The 26,055-nt window shown below is 32.8% G+C and carries 25 protein-coding genes and 6 pseudogenes; 13 read left to right on the forward strand and 18 right to left on the reverse strand.

All coding sequences use genetic code 11. From position 1 onward, the window contains the following. Positions 1 to 16: 16 nt before the first annotated feature. The 4 genes from Q9B79_RS06575 to Q9B79_RS06590 form a co-directional block, all read right to left on the reverse strand. Positions 17 to 1,168 (reverse strand): DUF6688 domain-containing protein, encoded by a 1,152-nt coding sequence (locus Q9B79_RS06575; protein WP_306183089.1) that lies wholly within the window; start codon positions 1,166 to 1,168, stop codon positions 17 to 19. 166 nt (positions 1,169 to 1,334) lie between these two features. After that, positions 1,335 to 2,168 (reverse strand): DUF3974 domain-containing protein, encoded by an 834-nt coding sequence (locus Q9B79_RS06580; protein WP_306183090.1) that lies wholly within the window; start codon positions 2,166 to 2,168, stop codon positions 1,335 to 1,337. A 24-nt stretch (positions 2,169 to 2,192) separates the two neighbouring features. Next, positions 2,193 to 3,305 carry a toxic anion resistance protein gene (locus tag Q9B79_RS06585; protein ID WP_000137416.1) on the reverse strand — a complete coding sequence of 371 codons (1,113 nt, stop codon included), beginning with the start codon at positions 3,303 to 3,305 and terminating at the stop codon, positions 2,193 to 2,195. Between the two features lie 314 nt (positions 3,306 to 3,619). After that, positions 3,620 to 4,204 (reverse strand): O-methyltransferase, encoded by a 585-nt coding sequence (locus Q9B79_RS06590; RefSeq protein WP_306183091.1) that lies wholly within the window; start codon positions 4,202 to 4,204, stop codon positions 3,620 to 3,622. Between the two features lie 313 nt (positions 4,205 to 4,517). Between Q9B79_RS06590 and Q9B79_RS06595 the strand changes: the two genes are divergently transcribed. Continuing rightward, entirely contained in the window at positions 4,518 to 4,676 is a 159-nt protein-coding gene (locus Q9B79_RS06595; protein ID WP_001100983.1) for a hypothetical protein, read from the forward strand. A gap of 35 nt (positions 4,677 to 4,711) precedes the next feature. On the opposite strand, the pseudogene Q9B79_RS06600 reads toward Q9B79_RS06595, so the two are convergent. Next, positions 4,712 to 4,969: pseudogene (locus tag Q9B79_RS06600) on the reverse strand (RNA polymerase sigma factor SigJ); the annotation flags it as partial. A 317-nt stretch (positions 4,970 to 5,286) separates the two neighbouring features. Between Q9B79_RS06600 and Q9B79_RS06605 the strand changes: the two are divergent. From Q9B79_RS06605 to Q9B79_RS06625, 5 genes and pseudogenes are all read left to right on the forward strand, one after another. Beyond that, the gene (locus Q9B79_RS06605) at positions 5,287 to 5,919 is read left to right on the forward strand and encodes a cupin domain-containing protein (protein WP_306183092.1); all 633 of its coding nucleotides are present in this window, start codon (positions 5,287 to 5,289) and stop codon (positions 5,917 to 5,919) included. An 815-nt stretch (positions 5,920 to 6,734) separates the two neighbouring features. Further along, positions 6,735 to 7,163 carry a GNAT family N-acetyltransferase gene (locus tag Q9B79_RS06610; protein WP_306183093.1) on the forward strand — a complete coding sequence of 143 codons (429 nt, stop codon included), beginning with the start codon at positions 6,735 to 6,737 and terminating at the stop codon, positions 7,161 to 7,163. Between the two features lie 264 nt (positions 7,164 to 7,427). Continuing rightward, positions 7,428 to 8,246, forward strand: coding sequence for a hypothetical protein (locus tag Q9B79_RS06615; RefSeq protein ID WP_306183094.1), 819 nt, complete (start codon positions 7,428 to 7,430; stop codon positions 8,244 to 8,246). A 374-nt stretch (positions 8,247 to 8,620) separates the two neighbouring features. Next, positions 8,621 to 8,862 (forward strand): annotated as a pseudogene (locus Q9B79_RS06620) (hypothetical protein). Between the two features lie 22 nt (positions 8,863 to 8,884). Continuing rightward, positions 8,885 to 9,424 carry a hypothetical protein gene (locus Q9B79_RS06625; RefSeq protein WP_306183095.1) on the forward strand — a complete coding sequence of 180 codons (540 nt, stop codon included), beginning with the start codon at positions 8,885 to 8,887 and terminating at the stop codon, positions 9,422 to 9,424. A 44-nt stretch (positions 9,425 to 9,468) separates the two neighbouring features. Here the strand turns inward: Q9B79_RS06625 and Q9B79_RS06630 are convergent. From Q9B79_RS06630 to Q9B79_RS06640, 3 genes and pseudogenes are all read right to left on the reverse strand, one after another. Further along, positions 9,469 to 9,666: pseudogene (locus Q9B79_RS06630) on the reverse strand (N-acetylmuramoyl-L-alanine amidase); the annotation flags it as partial. Beyond that, a pseudogene (locus tag Q9B79_RS06635) lies at positions 9,659 to 9,844 on the reverse strand (phage holin family protein); the annotation flags it as partial. The pseudogenes Q9B79_RS06630 and Q9B79_RS06635, both read right to left, overlap by 8 nt. Before the next feature lie 97 nt (positions 9,845 to 9,941). Continuing rightward, positions 9,942 to 10,427 carry a hypothetical protein gene (locus Q9B79_RS06640; protein ID WP_306183097.1) on the reverse strand — a complete coding sequence of 162 codons (486 nt, stop codon included), beginning with the start codon at positions 10,425 to 10,427 and terminating at the stop codon, positions 9,942 to 9,944. Positions 10,428 to 10,478: 51 nt separating this feature from the next. Here Q9B79_RS06640 and Q9B79_RS06645 point away from each other — a divergent pair. Next, a pseudogene (locus Q9B79_RS06645) lies at positions 10,479 to 11,027 on the forward strand (site-specific integrase); the annotation flags it as partial. A 280-nt stretch (positions 11,028 to 11,307) separates the two neighbouring features. On the opposite strand, the gene Q9B79_RS06650 reads toward Q9B79_RS06645, so the two are convergent. After that, positions 11,308 to 12,576: an exosporium glycoprotein BclB-related protein gene (locus Q9B79_RS06650; protein ID WP_306183098.1), complete on the reverse strand. Its 1,269-nt coding sequence runs from the start codon at positions 12,574 to 12,576 to the stop codon at positions 11,308 to 11,310. Positions 12,577 to 13,005: 429 nt separating this feature from the next. On the opposite strand from Q9B79_RS06650, the gene Q9B79_RS06655 reads away from it, so the two are divergent. Next, on the forward strand, positions 13,006 to 13,296 hold the full coding sequence (locus Q9B79_RS06655) for a DUF4183 domain-containing protein (RefSeq protein ID WP_098601634.1): 291 nt from the start codon (positions 13,006 to 13,008) through the stop codon (positions 13,294 to 13,296). Positions 13,297 to 13,357: 61 nt separating this feature from the next. Here the strand turns inward: Q9B79_RS06655 and Q9B79_RS27070 are convergent, their stop codons facing one another. After that, the gene (locus Q9B79_RS27070; protein ID WP_306183099.1) at positions 13,358 to 14,269 is read right to left on the reverse strand and encodes a DUF4183 domain-containing protein; all 912 of its coding nucleotides are present in this window, start codon (positions 14,267 to 14,269) and stop codon (positions 13,358 to 13,360) included. A 209-nt stretch (positions 14,270 to 14,478) separates the two neighbouring features. On the opposite strand from Q9B79_RS27070, the gene Q9B79_RS06665 reads away from it, so the two are divergent. Beyond that, positions 14,479 to 15,048 (forward strand): BclA C-terminal domain-containing protein, encoded by a 570-nt coding sequence (locus Q9B79_RS06665; protein WP_306183100.1) that lies wholly within the window; start codon positions 14,479 to 14,481, stop codon positions 15,046 to 15,048. Between the two features lie 404 nt (positions 15,049 to 15,452). On the opposite strand, the gene Q9B79_RS06670 is transcribed toward Q9B79_RS06665, so the two are convergent. Beyond that, positions 15,453 to 16,067: a helix-turn-helix domain-containing protein gene (locus Q9B79_RS06670; RefSeq protein WP_306183101.1), complete on the reverse strand. Its 615-nt coding sequence runs from the start codon at positions 16,065 to 16,067 to the stop codon at positions 15,453 to 15,455. A gap of 59 nt (positions 16,068 to 16,126) precedes the next feature. Between Q9B79_RS06670 and Q9B79_RS06675 the strand changes: the two genes are divergently transcribed. Both Q9B79_RS06675 and Q9B79_RS06680 read left to right on the forward strand, forming a co-directional pair. Next, on the forward strand, positions 16,127 to 16,711 hold the full coding sequence (locus Q9B79_RS06675) for a LysE family transporter (RefSeq protein WP_306183102.1): 585 nt from the start codon (positions 16,127 to 16,129) through the stop codon (positions 16,709 to 16,711). Positions 16,712 to 17,100: 389 nt separating this feature from the next. Next, the gene (locus Q9B79_RS06680) at positions 17,101 to 17,361 is read left to right on the forward strand and encodes a hypothetical protein (RefSeq protein ID WP_306183103.1); all 261 of its coding nucleotides are present in this window, start codon (positions 17,101 to 17,103) and stop codon (positions 17,359 to 17,361) included. Between the two features lie 297 nt (positions 17,362 to 17,658). Here the strand turns inward: Q9B79_RS06680 and Q9B79_RS06685 are convergent, their stop codons facing one another. Then, entirely contained in the window at positions 17,659 to 17,787 is a 129-nt protein-coding gene (locus Q9B79_RS06685; protein ID WP_306183104.1) for a hypothetical protein, read from the reverse strand. 240 nt (positions 17,788 to 18,027) lie between these two features. On the opposite strand from Q9B79_RS06685, the gene Q9B79_RS06690 reads away from it, so the two are divergent. Both Q9B79_RS06690 and Q9B79_RS06695 read left to right on the forward strand, forming a co-directional pair. Further along, the gene (locus Q9B79_RS06690; RefSeq protein WP_088063347.1) at positions 18,028 to 18,243 is read left to right on the forward strand and encodes a spore germination protein; all 216 of its coding nucleotides are present in this window, start codon (positions 18,028 to 18,030) and stop codon (positions 18,241 to 18,243) included. A gap of 455 nt (positions 18,244 to 18,698) precedes the next feature. Continuing rightward, complete coding sequence (locus tag Q9B79_RS06695) at positions 18,699 to 19,484, forward strand: sulfotransferase family 2 domain-containing protein (RefSeq protein WP_306183105.1); 786 nt, start codon at positions 18,699 to 18,701, stop codon at positions 19,482 to 19,484. 300 nt (positions 19,485 to 19,784) lie between these two features. On the opposite strand, the gene Q9B79_RS06700 is transcribed toward Q9B79_RS06695, so the two are convergent. The 6 genes and pseudogenes from Q9B79_RS06700 to Q9B79_RS06725 form a co-directional block, all read right to left on the reverse strand. Beyond that, complete coding sequence (locus tag Q9B79_RS06700) at positions 19,785 to 21,581, reverse strand: ABC transporter ATP-binding protein (protein WP_306183106.1); 1,797 nt, start codon at positions 21,579 to 21,581, stop codon at positions 19,785 to 19,787. Further along, entirely contained in the window at positions 21,574 to 23,328 is a 1,755-nt protein-coding gene (locus Q9B79_RS06705) for an ABC transporter ATP-binding protein (RefSeq protein ID WP_306183107.1), read from the reverse strand. Before Q9B79_RS06705 ends, Q9B79_RS06700 begins: the two co-directional genes overlap by 8 nt. Before the next feature lie 222 nt (positions 23,329 to 23,550). Continuing rightward, the gene (locus tag Q9B79_RS06710) at positions 23,551 to 24,147 is read right to left on the reverse strand and encodes a DUF1349 domain-containing protein (protein ID WP_306183108.1); all 597 of its coding nucleotides are present in this window, start codon (positions 24,145 to 24,147) and stop codon (positions 23,551 to 23,553) included. A gap of 32 nt (positions 24,148 to 24,179) precedes the next feature. After that, a complete protein-coding gene (locus Q9B79_RS06715) occupies positions 24,180 to 25,064 on the reverse strand; it encodes a GNAT family N-acetyltransferase (protein WP_306183109.1) in 885 nt (294 codons plus the stop codon). Between the two features lie 224 nt (positions 25,065 to 25,288). Beyond that, a pseudogene (locus Q9B79_RS06720) lies at positions 25,289 to 25,672 on the reverse strand (MOSC domain-containing protein); the annotation flags it as partial. A 110-nt stretch (positions 25,673 to 25,782) separates the two neighbouring features. Beyond that, complete coding sequence (locus tag Q9B79_RS06725; RefSeq protein ID WP_306183110.1) at positions 25,783 to 26,046, reverse strand: hypothetical protein; 264 nt, start codon at positions 26,044 to 26,046, stop codon at positions 25,783 to 25,785. Positions 26,047 to 26,055: the final 9 nt, after the last annotated feature.

The following is a 26,055-nucleotide window of genomic DNA, read 5'->3' on the forward strand; positions in this document are numbered from 1 at the left end:
ATGCGGGCTCTTACTTTCATTTTCGTAGTTCACTATATTGAATATGAATTCTATTCTCAGGGTTTTTATCTACTGTGTAAAGTACAAATAAGAAGAACCATTCTAGTGGCTTCATTAAAATATAAACAAAATCAGCCGACCATTTCGTATTAATATGTTTACTAATCGGATAACCGTATTTATCATAAAAATTACGAATAACCTTATGACATTTTGGTACTCGCTCCTCAATTACATTTTCAAAGGCGTTCGCAATTAATAACTGTCGATTAACTGTAATTCTTTCTCCATGCCTAATTCCTGCTCGTAATGGCTTAACAATATTTTTATGCCCTTTCACAGAAACTGTACATAAATAATGCCCATCCCCGGAGACAATTTGAGGACTTGGAGCAGGAATCTTAGAATAATTAAAGCTACTTGTTTCCATAAACACTCTTATAAAACTATCTGGTTTTTGGCCAAACAGTATTAAAATAAATTGAACAATTAACAATATAGGAAATAAACTTATCGTCCAAACTGTAGCCATTTTTTGATACCCAAAAGAAATACGATGCAGATATAATATAATCCTGTTGCTCTGCTTATAATCTTTCTCATGCTGAGATTGTATGAAATAACTTAATGAATTTCTTAATTTAGCTATGAATAATAGACTAAATGCAAGCATTCCAACTTGAATACAAAAGATTGGAATGTATCTCAATCCTCCGAGTTCTGTATAAAAGGCAAAGCCTGTATGGGTAATATATATGAATGTATATACGATGTTTATTATCATTAAAGTACTATAAAAAATATAAAATATTGGTGAAATTTTTGTTAAGCCTGTTGTTAATCTCCAATAAGAAACTCCACCTAAAACAACTAAGAGAACCACTATAGCAATGTGGTCATGTGCTAAAGAAGCATATTGATCAGACATCATTCCGTTCTTTTCAAATTTATGTAATGGTATTCCTCCTCTTACATCATTTGCATTCCACATAATACCTAAACCAAAGATAAAATAACTCAAACATATTGATAATATTTCCTGTGGCTCGAACTTTAGTATACTTGAGGAATTTTCCTTCTCCCCTTGGAAACTATTCCAAGCCTTACTAATAGGATAGCCAAGAAATAAAAATAGAATTACAAATAGTATGACTAACTCAAATAACACAATACCATACCCCTTTTATAATAATTGTTTATACAAAGTACTAAAAACCATTCTATATTTTACCATTTATTAACGTTTGTATATACAATCTTACAAAAAGATTAAACTCTTTCAATTCAAAAAAAACGCCTAATAGCTGAAACATTCAACTTTTAGGCGTTTTCTTCTATTTATTCTTAAACTTCTCAGTCGCTGCTCTCATCTTCACATTCAAATCGTGATCAATCGAGTCGCGGATATCTCGTTCTACTACTTCCATTTCTTTTTGGAAATTTTGTAAGTAGATTTTTAACTCTTCTTCTTTTTCTGGTCGTTGTGAAGGTGGTAATTGTACGACTAACGATAGCATCGCCGTTAAATCTTTCATTAAGAACGTTTCAAGTTTATGTTGTTGCTCAAACATGCGTTGTTCTTGATAATACGGAAGTGCATTTAATACTGAAATGGTAATGTCATCAACCGTTCGTTGTAATGAAGGATTTATTGAGCGTTTATACGCTTGAATTGTATTTAATGCATCTGGATATCGATCATAAAAATACAATTTATAAAACGATAAGTCTGTCGGTTTTACCGTTTGCTGCGTTTCTTGTCTTAAAAAATCTTTTACTTTCATCGCCGCTATATCAATATCTTCATTTGTAAGCTTTTTCGTCGTTTTTGCCATTACATGTACTTTTTTCTGTTTTTCTTTCGGTAACATTGAGAATACTTGCTCTCTCGTACGCTGACCCGATGCACAGAAAAGAGTGTTTAATGTATGTGGTTCTTTCTTTCCTTCCGTACGAATCCAACGATAAAAGAGCGGGTGTTGTGTAAATTCTTGTAGAAACGGTAATGATTTATTCGATAGCTTATCTAAAGAATCGTGTGCTCTTTTATATGGCTTCGTCCATGAAAAATACAGTTTACGTCCGAAATATACTACTAAAACAACGACAGTAAATGCGATTAAAAGCAATGTACCTAATAGTACTAATACAGTTTGAATGAAACTCATTTTTTCACCTCCTCTAAAAGTCTGCTATTTTCTTGGGCGCTGAATGAGTTTTTGTTTCATTTCATCATTAAATGTGTCTAGTTCAATAACAAATTTCTTACTTGACTCGATAATACGTTCTGACGATTTCTCAGAAGCTTCAATCGCAGCGAATACGTTTTGGAATGATTCACGTAATTTATCCATGCTAATTGCAGGATTTTCAAGAAGTTTTGTTGTTTCTTCTGTATTTTGTTTTAATGCTTGTGAGTTACTTAATACCATCGATTCAATTGCTTCATTTGTCGCATTCACTGCATCAATTGTTTTACGTTGATTTGTTAATGCTAATTGGATAGCAGCAGAAACTGTTACAACGTTTTGCGTCATCGTAATTGCATTACGAATTGCCTCCGTTAACTTTTCATTATTTTTCTTAATAATGTCTACCGATGCGATAGATTGTAATAACACACTTTTTGCTTGCTGCATATTACGCGTACGCACTAAAATCTTTTCTAAGGCATCATTAATTAATGGAATATCTCTTTGACGTTCTGGATTTTGTTTCTCAGCTTCCAGCATGCCAGCAAGTTTTTTCCCTAAGTATACTTGCTTATCAAGCGCGTGAATTTTATCATGTGATTGCTCTTTAAGCATTTCAAGACCAACTGTATCTTCTTGTAAATTGTCACGGCCAATTAGAAGGGATCTTATAATCTCCTCAATTTGCTTATCTATAGATTGATATTTATGCACATATGTTTCAAGCGGGTTTTTCTTGAATACTTTAAACATAATTTTCTTCATACCACTTGCTTTTAATGAATTCGGATCAAGCTCTGATACCACTTTTCGTAGCTCTAACAATGTATTTGGAATTTCTTCGTTCTTTCCATTCATCATCGCTGTGACAGGACGTTTTAATGCTGATAACGTTTGTCCTGCTGCTTGTTGCTCTTTATCCCCTAAATCTCCTAGCTGAGACAATACTTTTGATAAATCTGTATTTTGCTCGCTATTTAACTTTTGTACATAAAGATCAGCTTCTTTATTCAGTTCCTCTAATTCTTCATCTTTTATAACTGTATCCACTACTACTTCTACATTATTATCTTTCACAACTGATACAGGTTCTTTTTTCTCGAGTTCAGTCAACAAAATCGCTCCTTTATTTATATGTGCGAATTTATATGCACTATATTTCATCTTTTATATCGTATTTCATATACATTCTGACTGCTTGAAATCGATTTTTTTAGAAATGCCTGTTTATGCAGTCATTCCCTGTTTCTTACTATAAGTATACCTGTAATCAACATAATTTTCCTCAGACTTAAGACCTAGAGAACGACATGCTGAAGGCCGATTCTTCGTATGTTACGTATATAAATAATGTGCTTCCTATCCTACTGTACTCAATCTTTTGACATACACCCTTTTTCAATGTGATAATTATATTACGCTCAAATCTATTTCTTCTTGCGCGCTACAAACGCTCCATTTTGAAATGCCAATAACACTGTTTCAAACATTTCATCTTCTTCAATCATTTTTCTAAACTCGGCTAATTCGCTTGCATGAGAGGTTGCATTGTCAACAACAAGAATACCTTTTGGTTGTAAAATGCGTTTTATATGCTCCAGCCACCACATGTATTGTGTACGCTCTGAATCTAGGAAAATAAAATCAAATGAATGATTTAGTTGCGCATCTAAAAATGCCCCTGCTTCTTGATTATGAACATCAATCCTTTGCAAAAGGTTTGCCTTTTCAAAATTGACAAGTGCCTCTCCAACTCGTTCTGAAGAAAGCTCTACAGTTGTTACATTTCCATTTGTTTCTTCTACCGCATTAGCTAACCACAATGTAGAATAACCATTAGAAGTTCCAATTTCTAAAATGTTTCTTACGCTACATCCTTTTACTAAAATTGATAAAAACTGTCCCATCTCACGTGAAATATTCCGTAATTTTTCTTCCCGAGTTTTTTTATTTCGATCATGCTCTTCTCCATATTGTTCAAGTTGAAGTAATAATGAATCTAACATATTCATTCTTTTCATCGCCTTTCCAAAGCAATATGATGAAAAAACTCTTGCTGCCCGTCTACTTTCATTATATGCGAAACGAAAACCTTTTTCTCGTTATATGACAAAGATTTGAAATTTTTTATAGCATATTGTTTCGTTTTTTGGTAAAGTTAATTTCTACGTGCAATTATTCCATTCATACTATTTTTAATCCAATTGCAGTTGTTAAATCATATAAACCTCATTTAAATGAATCGGTATTTCAAATTCAATTAAGCGCCCTTTCCGGACGCATTTTCTTTTGTTTATATATTTATTAGAAGAAAGGATGCTTACAATGAACGTGATTAGCTTAGATGCTGCTCGAAAGCGAAAACAGCATAAAAAATTAATGATTACTATACCGATTATTTCACGTATTTATGAAGAAGATGGGGAAATTAAATTTGAGGTAGCCGGCGAAAAAGATGTACCTCTTGAAATGTTAGAGAAATAATAAAAAAGACGCACTTCTAAAGAAATGCGTCTTTTTTATACTATTCTATTTAAGTGCATAAGTTTTTCAGGATTAACCATCATATAAATATTTGAGATTTTCTCATTCTCAAATGTGAATGAAAGTACATAAGTCACTTTGTTTTTCACTTTAACATTAACGCCTGGGGCACCATTTACTATCTTATAATCAACATTGTACGCTGATGGGAACTTACTTCTAATTCCAGAGAATAAACGAATAATTCTATCTGCAGAATAGATTGGATGAATTGCAGTCGTAACTTTACCACCAACAATTGCTACATCAAAATTTTCCATAACAAAATCCCTCCTTTTCCGTTCTACATACAAGACGAACGACTAACGAGGGATTTGACATTCAATTACACATAATTTATTTCAACAAACATCTTATTTACATAATAATATTATTTTCTAATCTATTACAAGCTGATGCCAAAGTTCTCTTCCTACTTCACTCCTTCCTCCAATTATTTTTAATGAATAAGAACAATAAATCAAATGCAGTTGTCCTTTCACATTTCAATAACTAGACTCATATCCTGAATTCAAATTGTATGAAAATATAAGAAAGGCGGATAATACAAATGACCTCTAATATCGATTACACTTCCCCCTCAACTAACTTCACTCATGATTTAAATAGAAGTAATTTTTTTCAGAAAGATGCTCAAAATTATATAAACGTACTTGGCGTGAATCAATTAAATACGTTAGAAAATACTTCTTTATTAGATATCTATTTAAGTACAGGAAATGTTGTAGAGCCGCATATTCATCAAAATGCAGCTGAACTTGTTTACTGTATTTCAGGATCTGCTGTTGTTTCTTTACTGAATCCTTTTACAAATCAAATATTAAACTTACCGATAAAACCAGGGCAAGTTGCCAACATTCCAAAAGCTTGGTGGCATTATGAAATTGCGACAGCAGATGGTACTCATTTATTAGCTATTTTCGACGCCTCAACGCCAGAAGTTATTTTTGGTTCTGATATTTTACGATTAACTCCTGCTAATATAATGGCTCATACTTACTGTCTCGATGAACAACAATGGAAACAAGCGGTATCCCCTATTCAATCCACTACAGTAATTGGCCCTCCAGCAAATTGTAATAAAAACCGCGGAACGAAAAACCCTGCAACTCAACCTCCTAATCCACAACAAGATTTATATTACCAAGATTCATACTATTCCCCTCTTTACTGGGGATATTAATTTATATCATTAATAGACAATTATTTATCTCCTCGGAAAATACGTAGGAGATTTTTTATTGAATAATCCCCATTCCTATTTTTTATCGTAACAATTAATAGAGTACATACATATAATAGTTATATATTTAATTGGAGGTGATAGTACTATGAGTAATTATAACTATCGAAAAAACTACTCTCATAATAAAAATAGTAGTTCATCCGCATCCTCTCAATCCTCAAATTCTCAATCTTCCAATTCCCAATCACAAAGAGACTTAGCCGAGCAAGGCTATGTAAAGAAAAAAGGATGTAACTGTAATAAAAACAAATAGTTTATTATTAATTTGAACAATAACATTGCAACGCTCACGATAAATAAATTACTTCCCTTTTATTTAAAAGATGAATTCTGTTTTTAATAGTATCGGAACTCTGCAAAGAGTAGTATTAAAAGCCTTAGAACCCTTGTTAATTCAGGGTTTCGGGCTTTTTTTATTTATCATTTATATTGCAAGATAGAGCATAAATAAGAATACTACTGGGGCTAAGTAGGGCTAGTTTGGGACCCGAAATATAAAAGGCTTGCGTGTGTATAGAAATGGATAAGTGTAAAAAACAATAAAAAAACTCTGTAAATCTATAGTACATTAATCTTGTTTATAGTTAATAATTATTAGCCTTTCTTTTCTTCAAAATTTTTCATTGTCCCTTTATCCATCTAAGGGGAAACTTTTTAAATGACCTTGAGCAAATACTAATTTCTCCACGCAATTCTTGGATTTTCAGATATAATGATATTTATTCTGATAAAAATAAAAGGAGTTACTTGTTTTGATAGAAAAATTCAATAAAATTCCTCTTCATGTACAAGACTTTCAAAAATTAAAAATGTTATTAGACGAATTAGTACAAGATGAAATAATGTTCATAGAAGGTCTTTCTAAGTATTCTTTAGATATTTCTTCTAAAAAATCTAAAGTCACCATTAACCTTAGAAGCGAGTTTTTCCCCGATCCATACTTGGCGATTACTGCTATAAGTATTACCCCAAGTAATCAAGGTAAGGGAAGTATTGTTCTTGAATGGTTTAAGAGATTCGCTAAAGAAAAAGGCTTTGAACGATTAATATTACAAGAAGTTATAACTGAAGAAGGTTACCACTTTGCATTAAAAAATGGCTTTTCAAAAAAACATAGTCCATACGAGGAACTATTTGGAAGACTAAACAGTTTTGACGGGGATTATGAACTACATTTATAAAAGGTAAAATAAAAGTGAACGAATATTTTCTTTATGCGTTCACTTTTTTACTTGATGAATTATCCACCACAGCTTATTCTTTTCTTTCCATAAGAGCAATTTCCTCTATACTTTTAAATATTTAAATCGCTGTCAAACACATACCCTCATCCATTTGATGTTAACACAACAATTGTTGTATTTAAAAAAAAGGGGGACTTCTCACAAGAGAGATCCCCTTTTTATTCTTAAAAATGGTAAAATGTAGTTTTAGGAGGGGGAAGAATGAGGAAACTAAAAATAACTGTTTTTATCTTATTACTGAGCATACCACTATTCCTATTAAATGGTTGCTTTACAGACACAAAACTATTTGAAAAACCAATAGGAGATTATTTGTCCGAAAACTACGGGATAAATAATGGGGACTTTAAAATTCTTTCTGCTGATAGTGCGCTTGGAGTTTCTGATCATAACACTTACGTGGAAATAAAAAAACCATACTACACTGTTGCTTATTTTATTGTAAACAGCGACTCCCATTATGAAGTAGTTGAAAATGAAAGCGATGATGTTTTTCTAGAAATATTTAAAGGGGCTTATGTTGAACAGCATCCTGATGTTTTGAAACAATCCGATAAGATGATAAAAAAGTATAACTTATTAAGTGAATCTCCTACCGAATATGGCAAAGGAAAACAAAATTTCTATTACTATTTACATATAAATATAGATAAACAACAAGAAAAGGAATTAGTTGAAAATTTCAAACGTGATCAAAAAATAAACACTGACAACATAATGAAAACGTTAAAAGATAGTACACCTAGAGATCATGCCAATTATAAAGGAGTTATCAATTTTAGTTACTATTACAATACCTACAAAAATAGTGAAACTATTCCAAATGCTCAAGATATTATGGATGATTTCGAAAAGAGCCACGTGTTAACAGAGGGTATTTATAACATAGCAGTTAAGACCATCTATTCCAGCCCTAATAAAATAGGGGAAACAATGGATGATCGTCGTAATAATAATGTCATGTTTACCGTGGATGGACAAGGGAAATTCGAAATATTAAAAACAACTGTAGATTCTTGATAAAATATGCCAATTGTTGTGTTTAAAAAAAAGGGCGACTTCCCACCAGGAAGATAGCCCTTTTTTCTTATTACTGTTCTTGTTCTATTACTAATAACCCGGTGGTTCAAACCCACCTGGCCAAAAACGGGGACAGCTCAACTTTGAGCATACCCCCACTGAAAAAGGTAAGTCCAACTTTGGACAGTCCTCCCTCCTATTTAATTACATAAGCATAGATAACTAAATCTTGTTTATCACCTTCAAAATCATCAATTCGAGTTATGCCATACTCTTTACCTCTAAACATAATGCTCATGCTTGGATGTAAATCATTTCTCCATCCAATTCACCTATTTTCTTTTTAACTTCCTCTTCAGCTTTACGAACAGCCAATATATTCTTCTTTAGATACAGCGTAATTATTTTTGCGGTTATTTTATTCATTCCAACCTTTACTTTCTCTTTAGTGGCATTTTTAGTTTACTATTATACAAAATTCTTTTTCATGAAAACACGATTAGTAAAGAATGTAGCTACTGGTGAAAAGTTTTATGTGGATAAAGAAGATTTCAAACAATATAAGAGGAATTTTAAGAAGAAAGAAAAACAAGTTAGAAAGATATCTAATTTGTAAGTTCATTAAAGGAGAAAAGCGTATGAACAAACAACTTTTTATCAAAGATAACCCTTTTGATAAATCTCAATTCGAGCCAGTGAGTAATTGGTTAGATCGTCCTGACGGTGGTCTTTGGACAGCAGATTATAATGAAGGTAATGGATCAGCATGGTTGTCATCAGGTACTTTTCATTTCGAATCTGATAATCCTCCTGTAGGTTATGTATTTTCAGTAAATTCTCAAGCAAATATTTTAAATTTAAATACAGTAAAAGATGCCTTGGATTCATTTCCAAATTATTACATTTCAACATTCTCTCCAGCTCCTATAAGACTTGATGGAACAGAATCTCATATTGGCAAATATAAAATTGATTTTGAAAAAATGGCTCAAACCTATGATGCAATCCGTGTGTCACATGAAGTAGCAAATGGTGATGTTCAACATAACGGCAAATACTCTCCTTTTGCTGAATGGAGAATTGCCTCAACCCTATGGTTTAATACAAATCACTTAGAACAAACAGATGAATTATCTACCGAAAAACTAAAAGAATTACTTATGAACGCTAGAGTTTAATAACAAATAAACAAGCCGACTCAATTTAAGAGCCGGCAAATTTTTTATTTTACCTCTACATAAGTAGGACTAGCTGTAATGTAGAAGATGCTACCTTTTGAGTTTTTCACTTTGTACTGTGGTGAACCTTGTACATCTATTTTTTCAATAATTTCAAATCCTAATCCTTTAGTTACAACACCAGCAACATCCGCATCTGACCATGAAGGTTTTGAATAGAATCGTAATTGATCTGCCTTTGAATCCAACTTTACTTTTTAACTCTCCGTTATATCCTGCTGCGAATACGCCTGTGATATAGTCGATGGCTGCCATGATAACTAGAACTTTCAATGTCGTATCCCACCCTCCCAAAAAATACCCGCAAAAAGCTCCGAAGGTAGCTATAAATGTTTTCATTAATACATCAATGCGATCCATTCTTTCACTCCTTTTTTTAGACAATAAAAAAGCCTGCTATTAGCACGCTTGGGTTTATTGTAAATCCATATTATATTTATAATACTTATGCGATTAATTAAGATACGCCTACCCCGTTACTATCAACCCAACCGTTATTATTTTTGTTTCTGTAAATCGGTTTATTTAAATCGGTATCAAAGTATCGTTGTCCGACTTTTGCAATCGTTGGACGTTGTGAAGTTGTCCCACTGTCGATATATTGGATAGTCTTCCAAGTGGATCCATCACCGATTCTAAGATCACCGATTACGTCTAAAAATCCATCTTTAGGAATTACACGCAAATTACCAGCTTTTGTTTCTAGTAACATACCGTTTGTTTGGTTTAATGGTGATATAATATCTACTCGAGTCTTGTTGACTGAATTATTGATATTTAACATTTCATTAGCACCATTCGCAATAGATAAGACATAAGCATGAGCGTTATTTACTTTTAATCTAAATGCAAAGGTAGCATTGTCTACTTTATTTTGAATAAGTGTAGCAATTCCCTTCACACCCGTCCAAATGAATTCACCAACTTTTGAAATATAGAACATTTCTTTTGAATAACCAGCACTAGCATCATGTTCATGGAGCGCTAAAAATTTACCGTTGCATACACAGGGATTCGTAGAGGTGAAGCCTGTGGCTTACAGTGGAAAAACATTGATTTTGATAATAAAACAATAACTATTGAACGCACTAGGGATAATAAAGGTATACGATCACCCAAAACGAAAAATAGCTATAGAACAATTTTAATAGATGATTTATTAGTAAATCAATTAAAGATATATCGAAAATGGTGTATGAAGGTAATGTTGTCTTTTGGATACAAGCTAAAAGATGACTCTTTTGTATTTACATCATACCAAACTGGAAAATCTATAACAGATGGCTGTGTTTTTTATGCATTTAGAAGAGTATTAAATAAAACAAAGCTCCCTCCTATAACAATACATGGCTTACGTCATACACATTGCACTATATTATTAAATCAAGGTTTAAATGTAAAAGTGATTGTCGAACGTTTAGGGAATTCTCCACAAATGATTTATAAAATTTATGATCATGTATTAAAAGAAATAGAATCCGTGTCAGTAGAGTTATTTAGCCAGAGTTTAACAAAAAATGGGGCTGATTTTGGAGCTAGTTAATAATAAACATGCTACAAATATTGATATAATAAGGGCTTTTTATACTATCGAATTCTATTTTTAATAGAATTCATCTTTTTTATTTATAGGTAATTTTTCAGAGCATATAACTTATTCCATAAACAATAGAGTATAAATCATAAATTTTGATTTTTTAACAAAGAGTACTTTCTCAATTGATTTATCACCTATTTTCCCATAAAATATAGCCCACCCTAATAAAATTAGGATGGGCTATATACAAACGCCAATTCAAATTTCAAACAGGCGTTGTAACAAACTAGACGATATTAATACCTGCACTTACAAATCCAGCTACTGCAGCTATTGGACTTGCTGCTGTTAATGAAACGTATAGTAGTATTTTATCTCCTGCAGCTACTGGGATAGCTTCAGGTATAATACCTGATGCTGTAGAACCAATTGCGATTGCAGCAAATGCTGGTGTTAATAATAGAGGTGCACCCTGTACTGTAAACGTATTACTTGCTGCAGGTGCAGTTAATATTTGTATCTGCACTTGAACAGGTGATAATGGAGATAATGCAGCTGTTGCACTAAAGAAACCTGCTAATGACGTAATAACACCTGCGCGTGGTGCTACAAATGCATAATCACCTACACCTAACGCTAATGTGATACTAGTTCCACCTGTTAAAGCTATACCAGGCTGACTAAATCCAAACCCAAGAAGAGTTCCTGTATTTGCTACTAATGCGTTAACTAACGCAGCTGGTGTTGTACCCGAAGCGAATGGAATAATAGCTCCGCCACCTGTTGCTCCTGTTGCTCCTGTTAAGCCTGTTGCTCCAGTTAAACCTGTTGCTCCCGTTGGGCCTGTTGCTCCTGTTGGACCTGTTAAGCCTGTTGCTCCTGTTGGGCCTGTTAAGCCTGTTGCACCAGTTAAACCTGTTGCTCCCGTTGGGCCTGTTAAGCCTGTTGCGCCACCAGTACCTGCTGGACCTGTCGCTCCTGTTGGGCCTGTTGGACCTGTCGCTCCTGTTGGACCTGTTGCTCCTCCTCCTGGACCTGTTGGACCTGTTGGACCTGTTGCTCCTCCTCCTGGACCTGTTGGACCTGTTGGACCTGTTGGGCCGCCTCCTGGCGTAGCACCAATTAATTGAGTTAATAAGTTTAATAAAAGTTGTAAACTTGCAGGGTCAATAATTAATGAGAAGAAGAATGGTGCAAGAGCACTGTAGAATTGTTGTAATAAAGAAAGTAATTGACCTAAATTTGGATTAGGAGATTGTAGTAAGTTAATAATACTTTGAATTAATTGTTTTAAGAAATTTCCTTCTGGAGAAGGTGCTAATTCATTTAGTAAGTTCAATAGCTGAGTAAACAAATTGAGTAAAGCTAATCTGTTTGCATCACTTGGATTTGCAAAAAACGCTGCAATTGCCGAAATTAAAGAGTTTAGTAAAGTAATTAATCTACCTAATTGCTCACTAGTAATTGGAACTGTTTGTGGATTGTTACAACATTCTGGAGTGAACACAATCGGATTATTGCAGTTATTATGACCAAAACAATTATTATGTGACATTTATTTCCTCCTTACTTATTTTATATTTGAGTGTCTTCCTATTATAAGAGCTATACAATTGTGCATAGGTTTAATTCACTTAAAATAGGAAACATGAATGATAATTAAACTTTAAAACGTTATTTAATTATGTTCATGACTCACATATTAATTATATGTTTTTAATAATTGACTGCTTAGATTAAACACCTAAACTTAAGAGTTTATTTTATTTTTCCACGTTTATCTCTTAGGTTCAAAAGCACATTTTAACTTGAGTATAAAAACTAAACATTAGCATATAACCACCAATTAACAACAATACCTTTACTAAAATTGTGTTCCGTCTATTATCATGAAGCCGTTTCTATTATCAAAAACTTTCATACAATATATTGGACAAGTTATCCCATACTTTCTTCAAAAAATAATTTAGGGAGTGAAAATTAATTGCCTATCATTCAACCATTTATGGCATCTAGAAGATTTACATCTACATTAGGAGCTGGAACAGGAACAGGTGCAGCTTTTGCAATTGCTGCTACAGCTTGTTTAAACGATGCTGGCACTACTGCAACTGCTTTTCCGACTTTTACGTATTACAACTTATATGTAAACGGCATTCTTCAGCCTAGTGTGAACTCCAGTGTTACTACTGGACCTACTGGTGCTATTACAATTCCTGGCGGAGATGCATTAGACGGTGGAATTCCAATTACAATCGAATTTATCATCACTTAGTTTTAACTACTTTAATGTAGAGCAAAAAGACAGATCCTTTTTATTTAAGAATCTGTCTTTTTTAATTAATGATGATAAATTGTAAAATAATTGAAGAACCTTGTGATGGTGGTTGATCATCTAATAAAGTTAGCTGACCAGTACTAACCTGATATAATGGTTGTGGTTGAAGTATTCCATTAATAAACAAATTAATGTACGAAACCTCATCAGGAGATAATATGTGAGTTGTACCATATTGAGCAATTCCATCTGCATCTGTATATATAAGTTTTTCTCCATCTGAAAAAGTGTAAAATAATAAATTAGTTGTTGTTATAGGACCAATAACTCCAGTTGGACCCGTTGAGCCTGTTACTCCTGTTGCTCCCGTTGGACCTGTTGCTCCTGTTGCTCCTGTTGGACCTGTTGCTCCTGTTGCTCCTGTTGGACCTGTTTCTCCCGTTGGACCTGTTTCTCCCGTCGGACCTGTTTCTCCTGTTGGACCTGTTGCTCCCGTCGGACCTGTTTCTCCCGTCGGACCTGTTGCTCCCGTCGGACCTGTTTCTCCCGTCGGACCTGTTTCTCCCGTTGAACCTGTTGGGCCTGTTTCTCCCGTTGAACCTGTTACTCCTGTTGCTCCCGTTGGACCTGTTGCTCCCGTCGGACCTGTTTCTCCTGTTGGACCTGTTTCTCCCGTCGGACCTGTTTCTCCCGTTGAACCTGTTTCTCCCGTTGAACCTGTTGGGCCTGTTTCTCCCGTTGGACCTGTTGGGCCTGTTTCTCCCGTTGGACCTGTTTCTCCCGTTGAACCCGTTGGACCTGTTTCTCCCGTTGGACCTGTTGGGCCTGTTTCTCCCGTTGGACCTGTTTCTCCCGTTGGACCTGTTGTTCCCGTTGGAATATAAATTGGCGGAATAACCGGAAAGGTAGGTCCAATATTTTCTGGTCTTATCATACCTTTATTCAACGATAATTTGTCATTGCGGTTCAATTTAATACCTCATTCCACATTTTTTTACTACTTAACAAAATAATACATTTATCATTTTAAGAAGAATTCCATCACTACTTTTTTCATTCTCAAATGATTTTTACATATAGTAAACTATTTACCGTTGCTATAACTAGTAGTATTAATATACTAAAATGATAGTTCCATTTCAAAATACTAAACTCGTTACGTTCTAATTTAAAAATAAGGTGATTTATATTCAAGATAAGAATGAAGAAATAAAAAAAGAACTATTATCACTGGCTCTTGAAATTATTCTTCCATACAGACTTACAGGTCCTACTGGGCCCACAGGGGTTACTGGACCTACAGGCATTACTGGATCTACGGGCATTACTGGGCCTATTATCACAACAAACTCTATGTTCGCTAATAATACGTTAGGTGGTCCGATTTCAGTCATATTAGGAGGAACTAATATTCCACTTTCTAATAACCAAAGTCTCGGTAATTTTACAGTGAACGCTTCAAATGATATATTTACAATTCCTGTTACTGGGAGATATTATTTAACCTATCAAGTTAATACGACAACTGCACTACTTGCTGGTACAAGGCTACTATTAAACTCTTCAACTCCAATTCCTGGATTTATTTTTTCACCCACAATATCAACTTCAAATTATAATAATAATTTAATAACTAATTTTATTGCCGGTAATACAATTTCACTTCAACTATTCGGCGTATTATCCGTAGTTAATTTAGTTGGAGGTGGTTCAACTGGTGCCTTTTTAACAATTATACGAATTGATTAAAAAATGATTCGTTCTTTTTTTATAATAATCATTCTTAAATATTCAAATGGAAGCGATTACGTTATTAAAGCTACTATTCTTTCGATAACTACACGATAGTGATTAAGCAATAAAAACATTTTGCACTATATTAATAGTAGAAAATATCTATACTAAATTTTTCGTATATACATTATCAATTTACACTTCTTCCCGCCGATGTTACATTGACTAAGAAGGCAATTTCTCAAATGCGAACCATCTCAATACGTTTTTGAGAAACATACTCCAATCCTATACGCGAGAGCAATACTATGTTGACACTCAAACGAGTGTCTTTTTTTATGAATTTCAAAAAATAAAACCATCTTTTATAGATGGTTTATCAACGTATTTTTCTTTATATTCTTGATGCTATAACAAGTCTATACAACTGGATAATAGATAGTCATACTTAACCGAGTTAGCGTACTTCCGGAATTATGATAGAAGTGTGGTCTATCCGCCTTAAAGCGAATTGCATCTCCGCTATTTAATGTATATTGACAATCATTTATTTCAATTGTCAATTTCCCTTCAAACACCGTTATAAATTCTTCGGTCCCTTCTTTATGGCCTTCCGAACTTAATTTTCCTTCTGTTTCAATTTCAACCGTATAGATTTCAAAGTTCCTATTATCTTGAAAAGGAAAAGATGGATACACTTTATATCTCCCATTGTCTTCTAATAATGCTTGAACATCACTTCGTAAAACGACTTTCGTATCCAGTTGGGGATTATTAATTAAAGAAGTAAAAGACACTTTCAACCCATTAGCTATTTTCCATATCGTTGTTAATGTTGGACTTGACTCTCCACGTTCAATTTGTCCAATCATTGTTTTACTCACACCTGTTAATTGGGCAACTTTTTCTAAACTTAATTTTTCTTTCTCTCGTATTGTTTTTAAATTTTTTGCCAGAATAAGTTGAATTTCTTCCATAAAAAACACTCCTACACTATATACAATATAACGACCGTTATGTATAATAAAAAGCACACGTTATATTGTTCTTTTCGGTCATTATAACATACACCAAATAATTAGGGGGTTTTGAAATGCCTATATTTTCTTTTTTGTTATTTGTTATTATAAGTAGCTTCACACCCGGTCCTAACAATTTCTTAGCTATGACATACGCCAATCAACATGGTTTAAAAAAGAGTATGCAATTTTGCTTTGGAGTGGCTTTCGGTTTTTTCATCCTCACTTCATTATGTAGCTTCTTTAATATTGTACTAATTAATATCCTACCTATAATTGAATTCCCTTTAAAAATTTTAGGTGTAGCATACATGCTATATTTAGCCTTTAAAATACTCACTAGTAAAACTAGTGCAGATCCAGATAAAAAACATAATAAAAACTTATTTACAGTCGGGATTTTTCTTCAATTTGTTAATCCTAAAGGGATACTATTCGGGCTGACTGTAGTGTCAACTTTTATTCTCCCTTACTATAATGCATATTCAAGTTTTCTACTCTTCTCATTATTTCTAGGTGTAGTCGGGTTAATGAGTACATTCAGTTGGAGCTTATTTGGTTCTATGTTCCAAAAACTTTTATTAAAACATACTACATCATTTAACATCATTATGGCTGTCTTATTAGTTTTTAGTGCTATTTCAATAGTAATTAATTAAATTCAAATTCTCATTTTTTTCTTTTTAAATATATGTTTTGTAAATATACTTGAAATTTCCGGTGAACCTCTGACTTACATGTATTACTTATTATGTATTAAAACAGAAATCTTCTATATCTAATCATATTTATACGAGGTAACATTATAAAAAGAGGAATACTCATAATAAGTAATCCTCTTTTTATGTCCTATCGTTTTTAAAATTTTCTGTTCTACTAAACTAGAATTCCCCTTAACTTCATACCACTAACCTTTACGATCAAGGTAATCCGTCATACCTTTAAGTTGCGGTATTTACGACTTTAAACTACTCATTTCAAAATCTTTTTTATTATAATACAAAAAAATGCGTTATAATATAAGTTACTGGTCTCAAGGAGGAGTTTAATGACTGATAAATATAAATTTTTGATACTCATTGTTACAGCATTTTTTTCTTTCTTTTCTTTAATAAAAGATTTCCGTAACACTTCAAAAAGTTTCTTTTGGGGGAGCTTCGCTATCCTAACAAGCTTTATATTATTATTAACTCACACTTTAGAATTAACTCCAATACTTCTCTATTCAGCCCAGATGGCTCTTGAGATTATTACAATTCCACGTAAATTAATTCTTCCATCTGTCACTGAAGCTGCTAGTTTTTGCTAACAATTCGTATATATAAGTTTCAACTCTACATTTCTAATTATCTTTACAAATATAATAGTGCGGTTTCTCCTTTCTAGAGAAACCGCACTATATTAAATTTTAAACTGACTAGTATAAAAATCTCATACATCGCTGTTTTTTTCATTGAGTTTGTTTTGTGTAAAAGAAAAAGCACCCAACTGGTTGCTTTTTACAGAATCATCTTTTTCTTCTGCTTCTTTTTACTTCCTTTATTTCTCCTTGCTTAACTAGTTTTTCAATATATAAATGTACTAGCTCATAAACACACTCTCTTCGCTAATTTTCCTGATTTTTCATCCGGATGCACAATGCTTTGTAGCTTTTCAGCTCCTTCACCACAAGTCTTCGCATTTCCTTTTCATCGATATCCTCTTGAAGCCGTTCTTTTGTTGAAATTAATTCCATCACATTACCTTCTGTGCTAAAAATACGGATCGCTCTTTCCTAAAACTCCATCCCCAACATCCCATCATCACTTAAAAGCTTTACATTACCTCCCATTCTTTTAACCTCACTTTCTATTCAAAGGATTATTTTATTAGGTTTTCACTTAACTTCATTTCAAAATTCTCCGCTTTAGATAAACCACTAGACACATACACCATATACTAAGTTAAATACTTCCTAGGAAAGAAGGTGAAAGTTATGCCATCTATTGTCGGAAATATGGTTGTACAAAATAGTAACGGTTCTTTCAACTTAGGTGATTTTTATAATGTTTCTCCAAAAGAAAATACAAAAGCTTATAATGGTTCAGGTGCATCTAATGTTGCTTTTGTGCTTAATACATTTAACGGTGTTAGTGCAACCAACACATTTGATTCTGATGTTGCCGACCAAAGCCAAGTTGGAACAGCCTAAACTTATTTATTTCTTCTACTTCCGAATAAAAGCCAATATCCCGTTAATAATGTATATATAGTTTCTGTTTCCCCTTCATACCCGAAGGCTTATCAGTTAGCTTTTGCTAGCTGTCCTTTTTAAATACGGGCTGCACACGTATTCAGCTTATAAATTAAGCCTTGTGAGCTGCCACCTTTTAAAGGAACACATTTAAATATATGCTCCTTTTATTCAATGTTTTTTCACGATCTTGCAGAATAAAGCATAAGGTATATGGTAATTCAGTGTTCATAAAACCTATTTTTTCTAAGAGTTTATCCATTTGCAAGCTCTTTTTTTCTTTGCAAATGACTCTTTTATTTTTAAATTTGTATTATTTTAAATTATCTATTCTACTTCTCTTTTCTTGTTCATATGCCAAGTCTTTTATTCATAAGCTAAAAGTACTTGACATAACTGAATGGAGGCTAATAATGTCTTTTTCAAATATTATTAAATACGGACGCGTTCCCCTCTTTAATTCTAACTTCCCTTTGATTTTATTTTGGAGTCAAAAAAGTGGCTGTACCTCTCTTGCACATTGGTTTTTTTATCAAATAGATTTATTTAAAGAAGCCATAAAATACGATTCTTTCATCCATAATTATGAAAATGAAATATACAAAAGCTCCTCGGACTACTTTATTGAACTAGCTGCGGCTTTATATACAAACGGAAAAGATACCTATAAATTAGTGAGGAACCCCTATACAAGAGCTGTAAGTTCATTTTTTTCACTAATTGCCCCCCCTTACATAGAAAACCCAGCATGGAATCCTATTCGGAATTTTTATTACGGTAATGAATTTTGTAATAAACCTATTTCATTTAAAATCTTTCTCTACTACTTAAAAGAGCAAATGATAGATTTAGAACAAGTAGATCCACATTTAATGCAGCAATATGAACCAGGTGAGGAAGAGTTTGTTACAAAGTATATCTACCTTGAAAATTTCTCTACTGAAATTGAGCGCTTAGAACAAACATATCAATTAAAAACTGCTCCTTTACACATACTAACCAAATCATGGCATCATCAGAAAGACAGGGCGATTTTTAAAGGTAATTTTGCAGATGCTGATATTACCGATCCTTTATTCCCACGCCTCCCAACATACGATAGCTTTTATGACTATGAAACTATCCAATTAGTACAGGATATTTTTAATAAAGATTTTAGCACGTACAATTACCCATTAACTCCTTTAAAAAATATGTGATTTTCTAATTGTAGTTTCATATATTATAGAGAAACTTAGATTCACCTATTTAAGTTTCCTTATAAAACTCTCGTAGTAAATTGGGACACTGGAAACAGTGTCTTTTTTTAATAAATCATTAAAACATTTAAATAGAACGTGAAATACTCATTAAGGTTGCCACCATTCGTATGTTTTACTTTGTATGCAAGAAAGACGCAGTTAAAACATTTAGTGAACGAATATTTAAATAGTAATGTTTACAAACATAAAAATGCGGTTTCTCCGATATAGAGAAACCGCACCTTAATAAAGGTTTTATTAAATTTTAAACTGACTCGTATACAGATCAAAGTAAAAACCTCTATCTTCCATAAGAGATTCATGATTCCCTCTTTCCATAATACTTCCATCTTTTATAACAAGGATTTGATCTGCTTTTTCAATCGTTTTCAATCGATGAGCGATTACGAAACTTGTTCGACCTCTCATTAAATTGTTTAGTCCCTCTTGAATTTGTAATTCTGTTCTCGTATCAATGTTAGATGTTGCTTCATCAAGAATTAATATATCTGCATCTGCTAAAATTGCTCGTGCAATTGCAAGAAGTTGTTTTTGTCCTTGACTTAAATTCGATCCTTCTGATGCAATTTTTGTTTCATATTGATTCGGCAAATGCTTTATAAAAGAATGCGCAGATGCTGCCTTAGCTGCATGAATTACTTCTTCATCGCTAGCATCTAATCGACCATAACGGATATTATCCATAATTGTCCCAGCAAATAAATACGTATCTTGTAAAACTACCCCTATTTTACTTCGTAACGAATTTATATCATAATCTTTTATATTTTTTCCATCGATATGAATTTGCCCTTGCTGTATATCGTAAAAGCGAGTTAGTAAATTAATGATTGTTGTTTTACCCGATCCTGTGGGACCAACTAAAGCAATTGTCTCTCCTGGCTGTGCCTTAAGACTCACTTCTTTTAAAATCGTTTTATTTTCCTCATAACCGAATGTAACATTCTCAAGCTCAACATGCCCTTGTAAATTTTGTACCATGAACGCATCTTTTTTATTTTGGATTTCTGGTACTTCGTCCATAATTTCAAAGACACGTTCTCCACCAGCAACTGCCGCTTGAATCGTATTCATTAAAGTTGCGAATTGACTGAGTGGTCTTGAGAATTGACGAGAATAATTAATAAAAGCTGCAATGACACCTACTGTTGTCATTCCATTTAAAACCATTACTGATCCAGTCCCAATAACAAGCCCCATACCTAAGTTATTTATAAAGTTCATACTTGGAAAAATAAAAGCTGAAAATGTATCCGCCTTCGTAGCAGACATTCTGAGTTGTTCATTAATTTTATTGAAATTTTGTACAGTTTCTTTTTCTTTCCCGTATAACGTTGTAACATCCGCTCCAGTTATAGCTTCTTCAATAAAACCATTTAATTCTCCTAAATCTTTTTGACGCTTTGCAAAGTTTTTACCACTATAAGCAACTAGTTTTTTTGTAACAAAAAACATAATAGGTACTGTAATTAGTGTAACAATTGCTAAAATCCAATCTAATGCGAACATCGCAATTGTTACACCTATAAAGGTTAATGCTGATGAAATAATTTGTACAACACTTTGAGTTAACGCTTGATTCAAATTATCTATATCATTTGTCACACGACTCATTAAATCCCCTTGAGAACGTACATCAAAGAACCGTAAAGAAAGCGTTTGGATTTTCTCGAAAATATCTTGTCGTATTTTTTGTATCGTTTTTAATGCAACGTTAACCATAACAAATGTTTGTAACCATGTTAACAATACTGTTACACCATAAATCGCGATAAGTAACAAACACATTCTCGCCGTACCGCTTAAATCTTTCGGTACAATATATTGATCGATAATTACTCCCATTAAATACGGACCTAATAACCCAAGTAATGTCGTAATAAATACTAAAAATATAACGAGCGTAAGAGCAGCCTTTTGATAGCCCATATAGTTCCATATTCTCATTACAGTTCCTTTTGTATTTTTAGCTTTACCCATCTTAGGCGCGTTACGCCCACCTTTATTTGCAAACTGCCCTTGGAAATTACGCATGTTCTTTCCCACCTTCTTTATATAAATTACCACCTTGGGAAAGATAGATTTCTTGATATACCTCACATTGTTCTAACAGCTCTTCATGTGTACCATCACCTACTAATTCACCGTTATCTAAAACGAGAATTTTATCAGCATCTATTATAGATGAAATTTTAGAGGCAATTAATAATGTTGTAGTTCCTTTATATTCTGTTCTTAATGCCGATTGAATGTTAGATTCTGATTTAGCATCTACTGCAGATGTAGAATCATCTAATATAAGAATAGATGGCTTTCTCACAAGTGCCCTCGCAATGGATACACGTTGTTTTTGTCCGCCTGATAAATTCGTTGCACCTTGTGTTAAATGATATTGATATGAATCTTCTAGCTTATTAATAAACTCAGTCGCACAAGCTGCTGAAGCTGCTACTTCAAGTTCCTCCTTCGTTGCATCTTCTTTACCATAACGTAAGTTCTCTTCTATGCTACCTGAAAACAACAATGCCTTTTGAGGCACAAAGCCTATAGAAGCACGAAGTTTTTGTAAATCATACGCCTTAACATTTATTCCATCAATGCATATTTCACCTTGATCAACATCATATAAACGCGGTAACAGTTTTGCTAAAGTAGATTTACCACTCCCTGTAGAACCGATAATCCCTATCTTTTCACCTTTACATATGCGAAATGAAATATCTTTTAAAACATATTCATTATTTTTCGTATAACTATAACTAACATTTTTAAAGTCAATTTGCCCCTCAATTTTCTTAGGTACAAGCGCATTTGTTTCACTCTTAATATCAACCTCAGTATTTAAAACTTGCTGTACACGATCCGCGGACGGAAATGCTCGCGCGATTTGCATAAATACCATACTGATAGACATAAGTGACATTAAAATAATATTCAAATAGTTAATAAACGCTAATATAGCTCCTACTTGAAGCGTTCCATTAAATACTTTTTCTCCACCGACCCATAATGTTGCGACAATACCGCCGCTTACAACTAACATAATGACTGGCATCATTAAAGAAATAAGCTGCACTGCTCGAATATTTATCTTCGTTAAATTTGTATTTACTTTTCCAAACTGAGTGATTTCATATTTTTGTCTTACATACGCTTTAATAACACGTACACCAGATAAATTTTCTTGCAATTTTGTATTCACTTTATCTAATGCTTCTTGCACTTTTTTGAACGTTCCGCTCGCTTTACTTGCAATAAATATAATCGCAAGCAATAAAATTGGAACGACTACGAGTAATATAGGAAATAACTCACGTGCTGTTACAAAAACAATTATTATACTTCCGATAAATAACAAAGGACCACGAACAAGAACACGTAATGTCATCGTCATCGCCGATTGAATTGAAGTAATATCATTTGTCACAATCGTTAATAATTTCCCAGTTCCAAATGAATCACGATTTTCACTAGAAAATGTTTCTATTTTCGCAAATACATCTTTTCGTATGTCTGTAGCGAAATTAACTGCTGCTTTTGTAGAATACATCATGCACCCAAGTCCTCCAACTAAACCGAGTGCTGCAGCTCCTATCATAAGAAGCCCCATTTTTATTACATAATTCAAATCACGGTTTGCTATCCCAACATCAATAATATGTTGCATAATAGTCGGTTGAATTAAGTCCATCGCAACCTCAAGTACCATAAATAGCGGTCCAATAATAGCGAAGAACATGTATGGTTTTAAATACTGTAATAACTTGCGAAATGATTTCATACATAATCTCCTTTTTCCTATGAAATTACTATTTAATAATTCATACCCTCCTTATTTAAACGATGTAGTTTATAATTTCTTTCTTATCCCTATTATATTATGTAAATTAATATTTAACATTATTAAATGATAAGCATTTATGACTTTCTGGTCAATAAATGTGCTTTATATTACGCAAATAGAAAAACCGTATTCTTAAGTAGAAAGAATACGGTTTTTCATCTATATCTCTTCAATTGTAAAATCTAAAAACTCAGTCTCAAATCCATTGTTTTTGGAAGGACTACACGTGTAAAAACCTATTTTAACAGGTGCATTCCCTATATCCTCCATCAAATGAGCGATTCTTATTTGTTCCCATTGACAGCTTTTTTTTACATATATTATATAATCGCCACGTTTACGAACAATTCGAAAACGAAGTTGCTCGTTAGCTAATTCTGTTGGAAAGTCTTGTGTTGACCAATCAGAATATCCATTATTCGTTACGACAGCTCCTAAATGAGAAGGGCCATCTGGAATATACTCTAATGAAGTTTTCAACCAACACTTTTCCGAAATCATAACAAAAAGACCTGCTTGATCGTATTTTGAATTTGGATTCATACACAATTGTACTTCAGCTTGAAAGTCTGTCATCATTTCATTATAAAATACATGACCATTCATTACTTCAAAACCATAATGTGTTTTAAGCCAAAAATCTGTTTCTGCTTTCGAACGGACAATAAACGCCTGATTATCATTAATTTTATAATATTCAGGGACATTCAATATAGTGAGTTGCTCAACATGTTTAGGTATATATGATATATTCATAGTTCCTCCATAATAAGCCTTTATACAAACATTTAAAACTCCGCTAATACAGGAAATTTATAACCTTTAAAATTTAACTCTTTATTACTTCGAACCATTAAATACTTACTAGACTGTAATTCTGTAAACTGTACATCCTCGATCCCTAATTGATCTGGAGAGAAGTAAAATTCGATTTCTGTAAATCTTTCAGCGATTTCCCCGCATATTTCATCTAAAACTGGAATTACTGGTGCAAATACTCCATATAATTTCAACTTTTCATTATCTACTTCATACACAATTAGTGCATCTAGTTTCTCTGAATAATATAATTTCTCATTCCATCCCGAATCATACATATTCAAATAAAACGAAGGATGGAAGTTTAATGTTGAAAAATTATTTGAAAGTCTTTGGCTGCTATCAATAGTTTCATGTATTAACTTTCTATCCTCTTCCATATAATAATCTAACTTTCTAAGTAAGGAATCATTATTATTCTTTTTATCATATAGAATAGTCATCAAATACTCCTGCACAACTTTAAACCCAAATGATGCATATAGTTCAGGTTTTTCCGTAAATAATAATGTACATTCACATTTCTTATCGATTTCTTTTATCATTTTACTCATTAATTGTGTCATGAGTCCTTGTCTACGAAAATTAGGGTGAGTCATTACCGATTGAATGCCCGCTGCATTTATTCTTTCACCATTTACTAGCAATGGTAGAGAAAATGCCGCAACATTTGCAACCGCTTTATCGTCATGTAAAAATGATAAAGCTTTGTATGTATTATCCCAATAACCTCTCTCTGAAAAATCATTCAATGCTTGAATTGAAATCCCGAATACTTCTTCAAATAAAGGAAATAACTGCTCTCTTTTCGGTTCTTCTAAAAGAAGTTTTTCTAAATTTTCAACATTCCCCATGTTGTCCCTCCATACGTTAATTCCATCAAATTAGATTTAGTTATATAACCTGCTCTTAATGTAATAGGTCTTACCAATCAATATACTATCATAAAATATAAAAAAAGAGTCTAATTAATTTTATGTTTTGACTATTCGAAAATAAGTCGAATAAAACAATATTAAGATTATTGAATATTAATAAGTGTATTATATAAAAATAGTGCTTTCTACTTCGTTTTTACTCATAGAAATACACCATTTATAAAAAAATATTTTTTATTTTTTTCCTTCTAGTCTCTCCTTCGTATTAATTTCTTCTCCCCTCATTCGCTTTTCAAATGTATTTCTCCAACTTGTAGAAAGCACATGTACTTCTAAGATTCTTTTTAGCTCTTCCATATTTTGTTTTTTCTTATGAATAATACGATTAGCAAATGCTACTGTAACACCTTTCGGAACAGACTTTATTAACTTTAACGTATCAACAGGTGATACCCAACCTTCTTCTAATACACGAAAATAAAACCCTGTATTTCCTGTTCTTGAAAATATAATGGTAACTTTGGAATATTGTATTTCTTTGCTAATTTAAAACAAGGTTGTCTTGGCTGCGTTACTTGTACAATTTTTACAAACCTAAACGAACAAAAGAGATTATCCTATGGAACCGTTTCACAACGATTTAGTAGAATAATCTCTTTTCAAAGCAAAGTAAAACATTATATATTTTAAGATTTCAATGTACCTTTTTAGATATTGGAATATACTTCGTAAAATATGCCGCTACTAACAACAAAGCAATTGAAATTAACCAAATAATAATCCCGCCAAAGTTTAACCAATATGCAAGTAAATTTAAGATTGCTAGTGTAAAGAAATAAATTGAAGTTAACTCACTCTTCAATCCTTTTACCCCTGCTTTTTTTCTTTTTTTATAAGTAATATATATTAAAACGACAACAAATAAGATAAGAGCAATCAGTAACACTACTTTTAGCAATGGCACTCC

Source organism: Bacillus sp. MHSD_36, from assembly GCF_030757775.1.
Taxonomy (GTDB): Bacteria; Bacillota; Bacilli; order Bacillales; family Bacillaceae_G; genus Bacillus_A.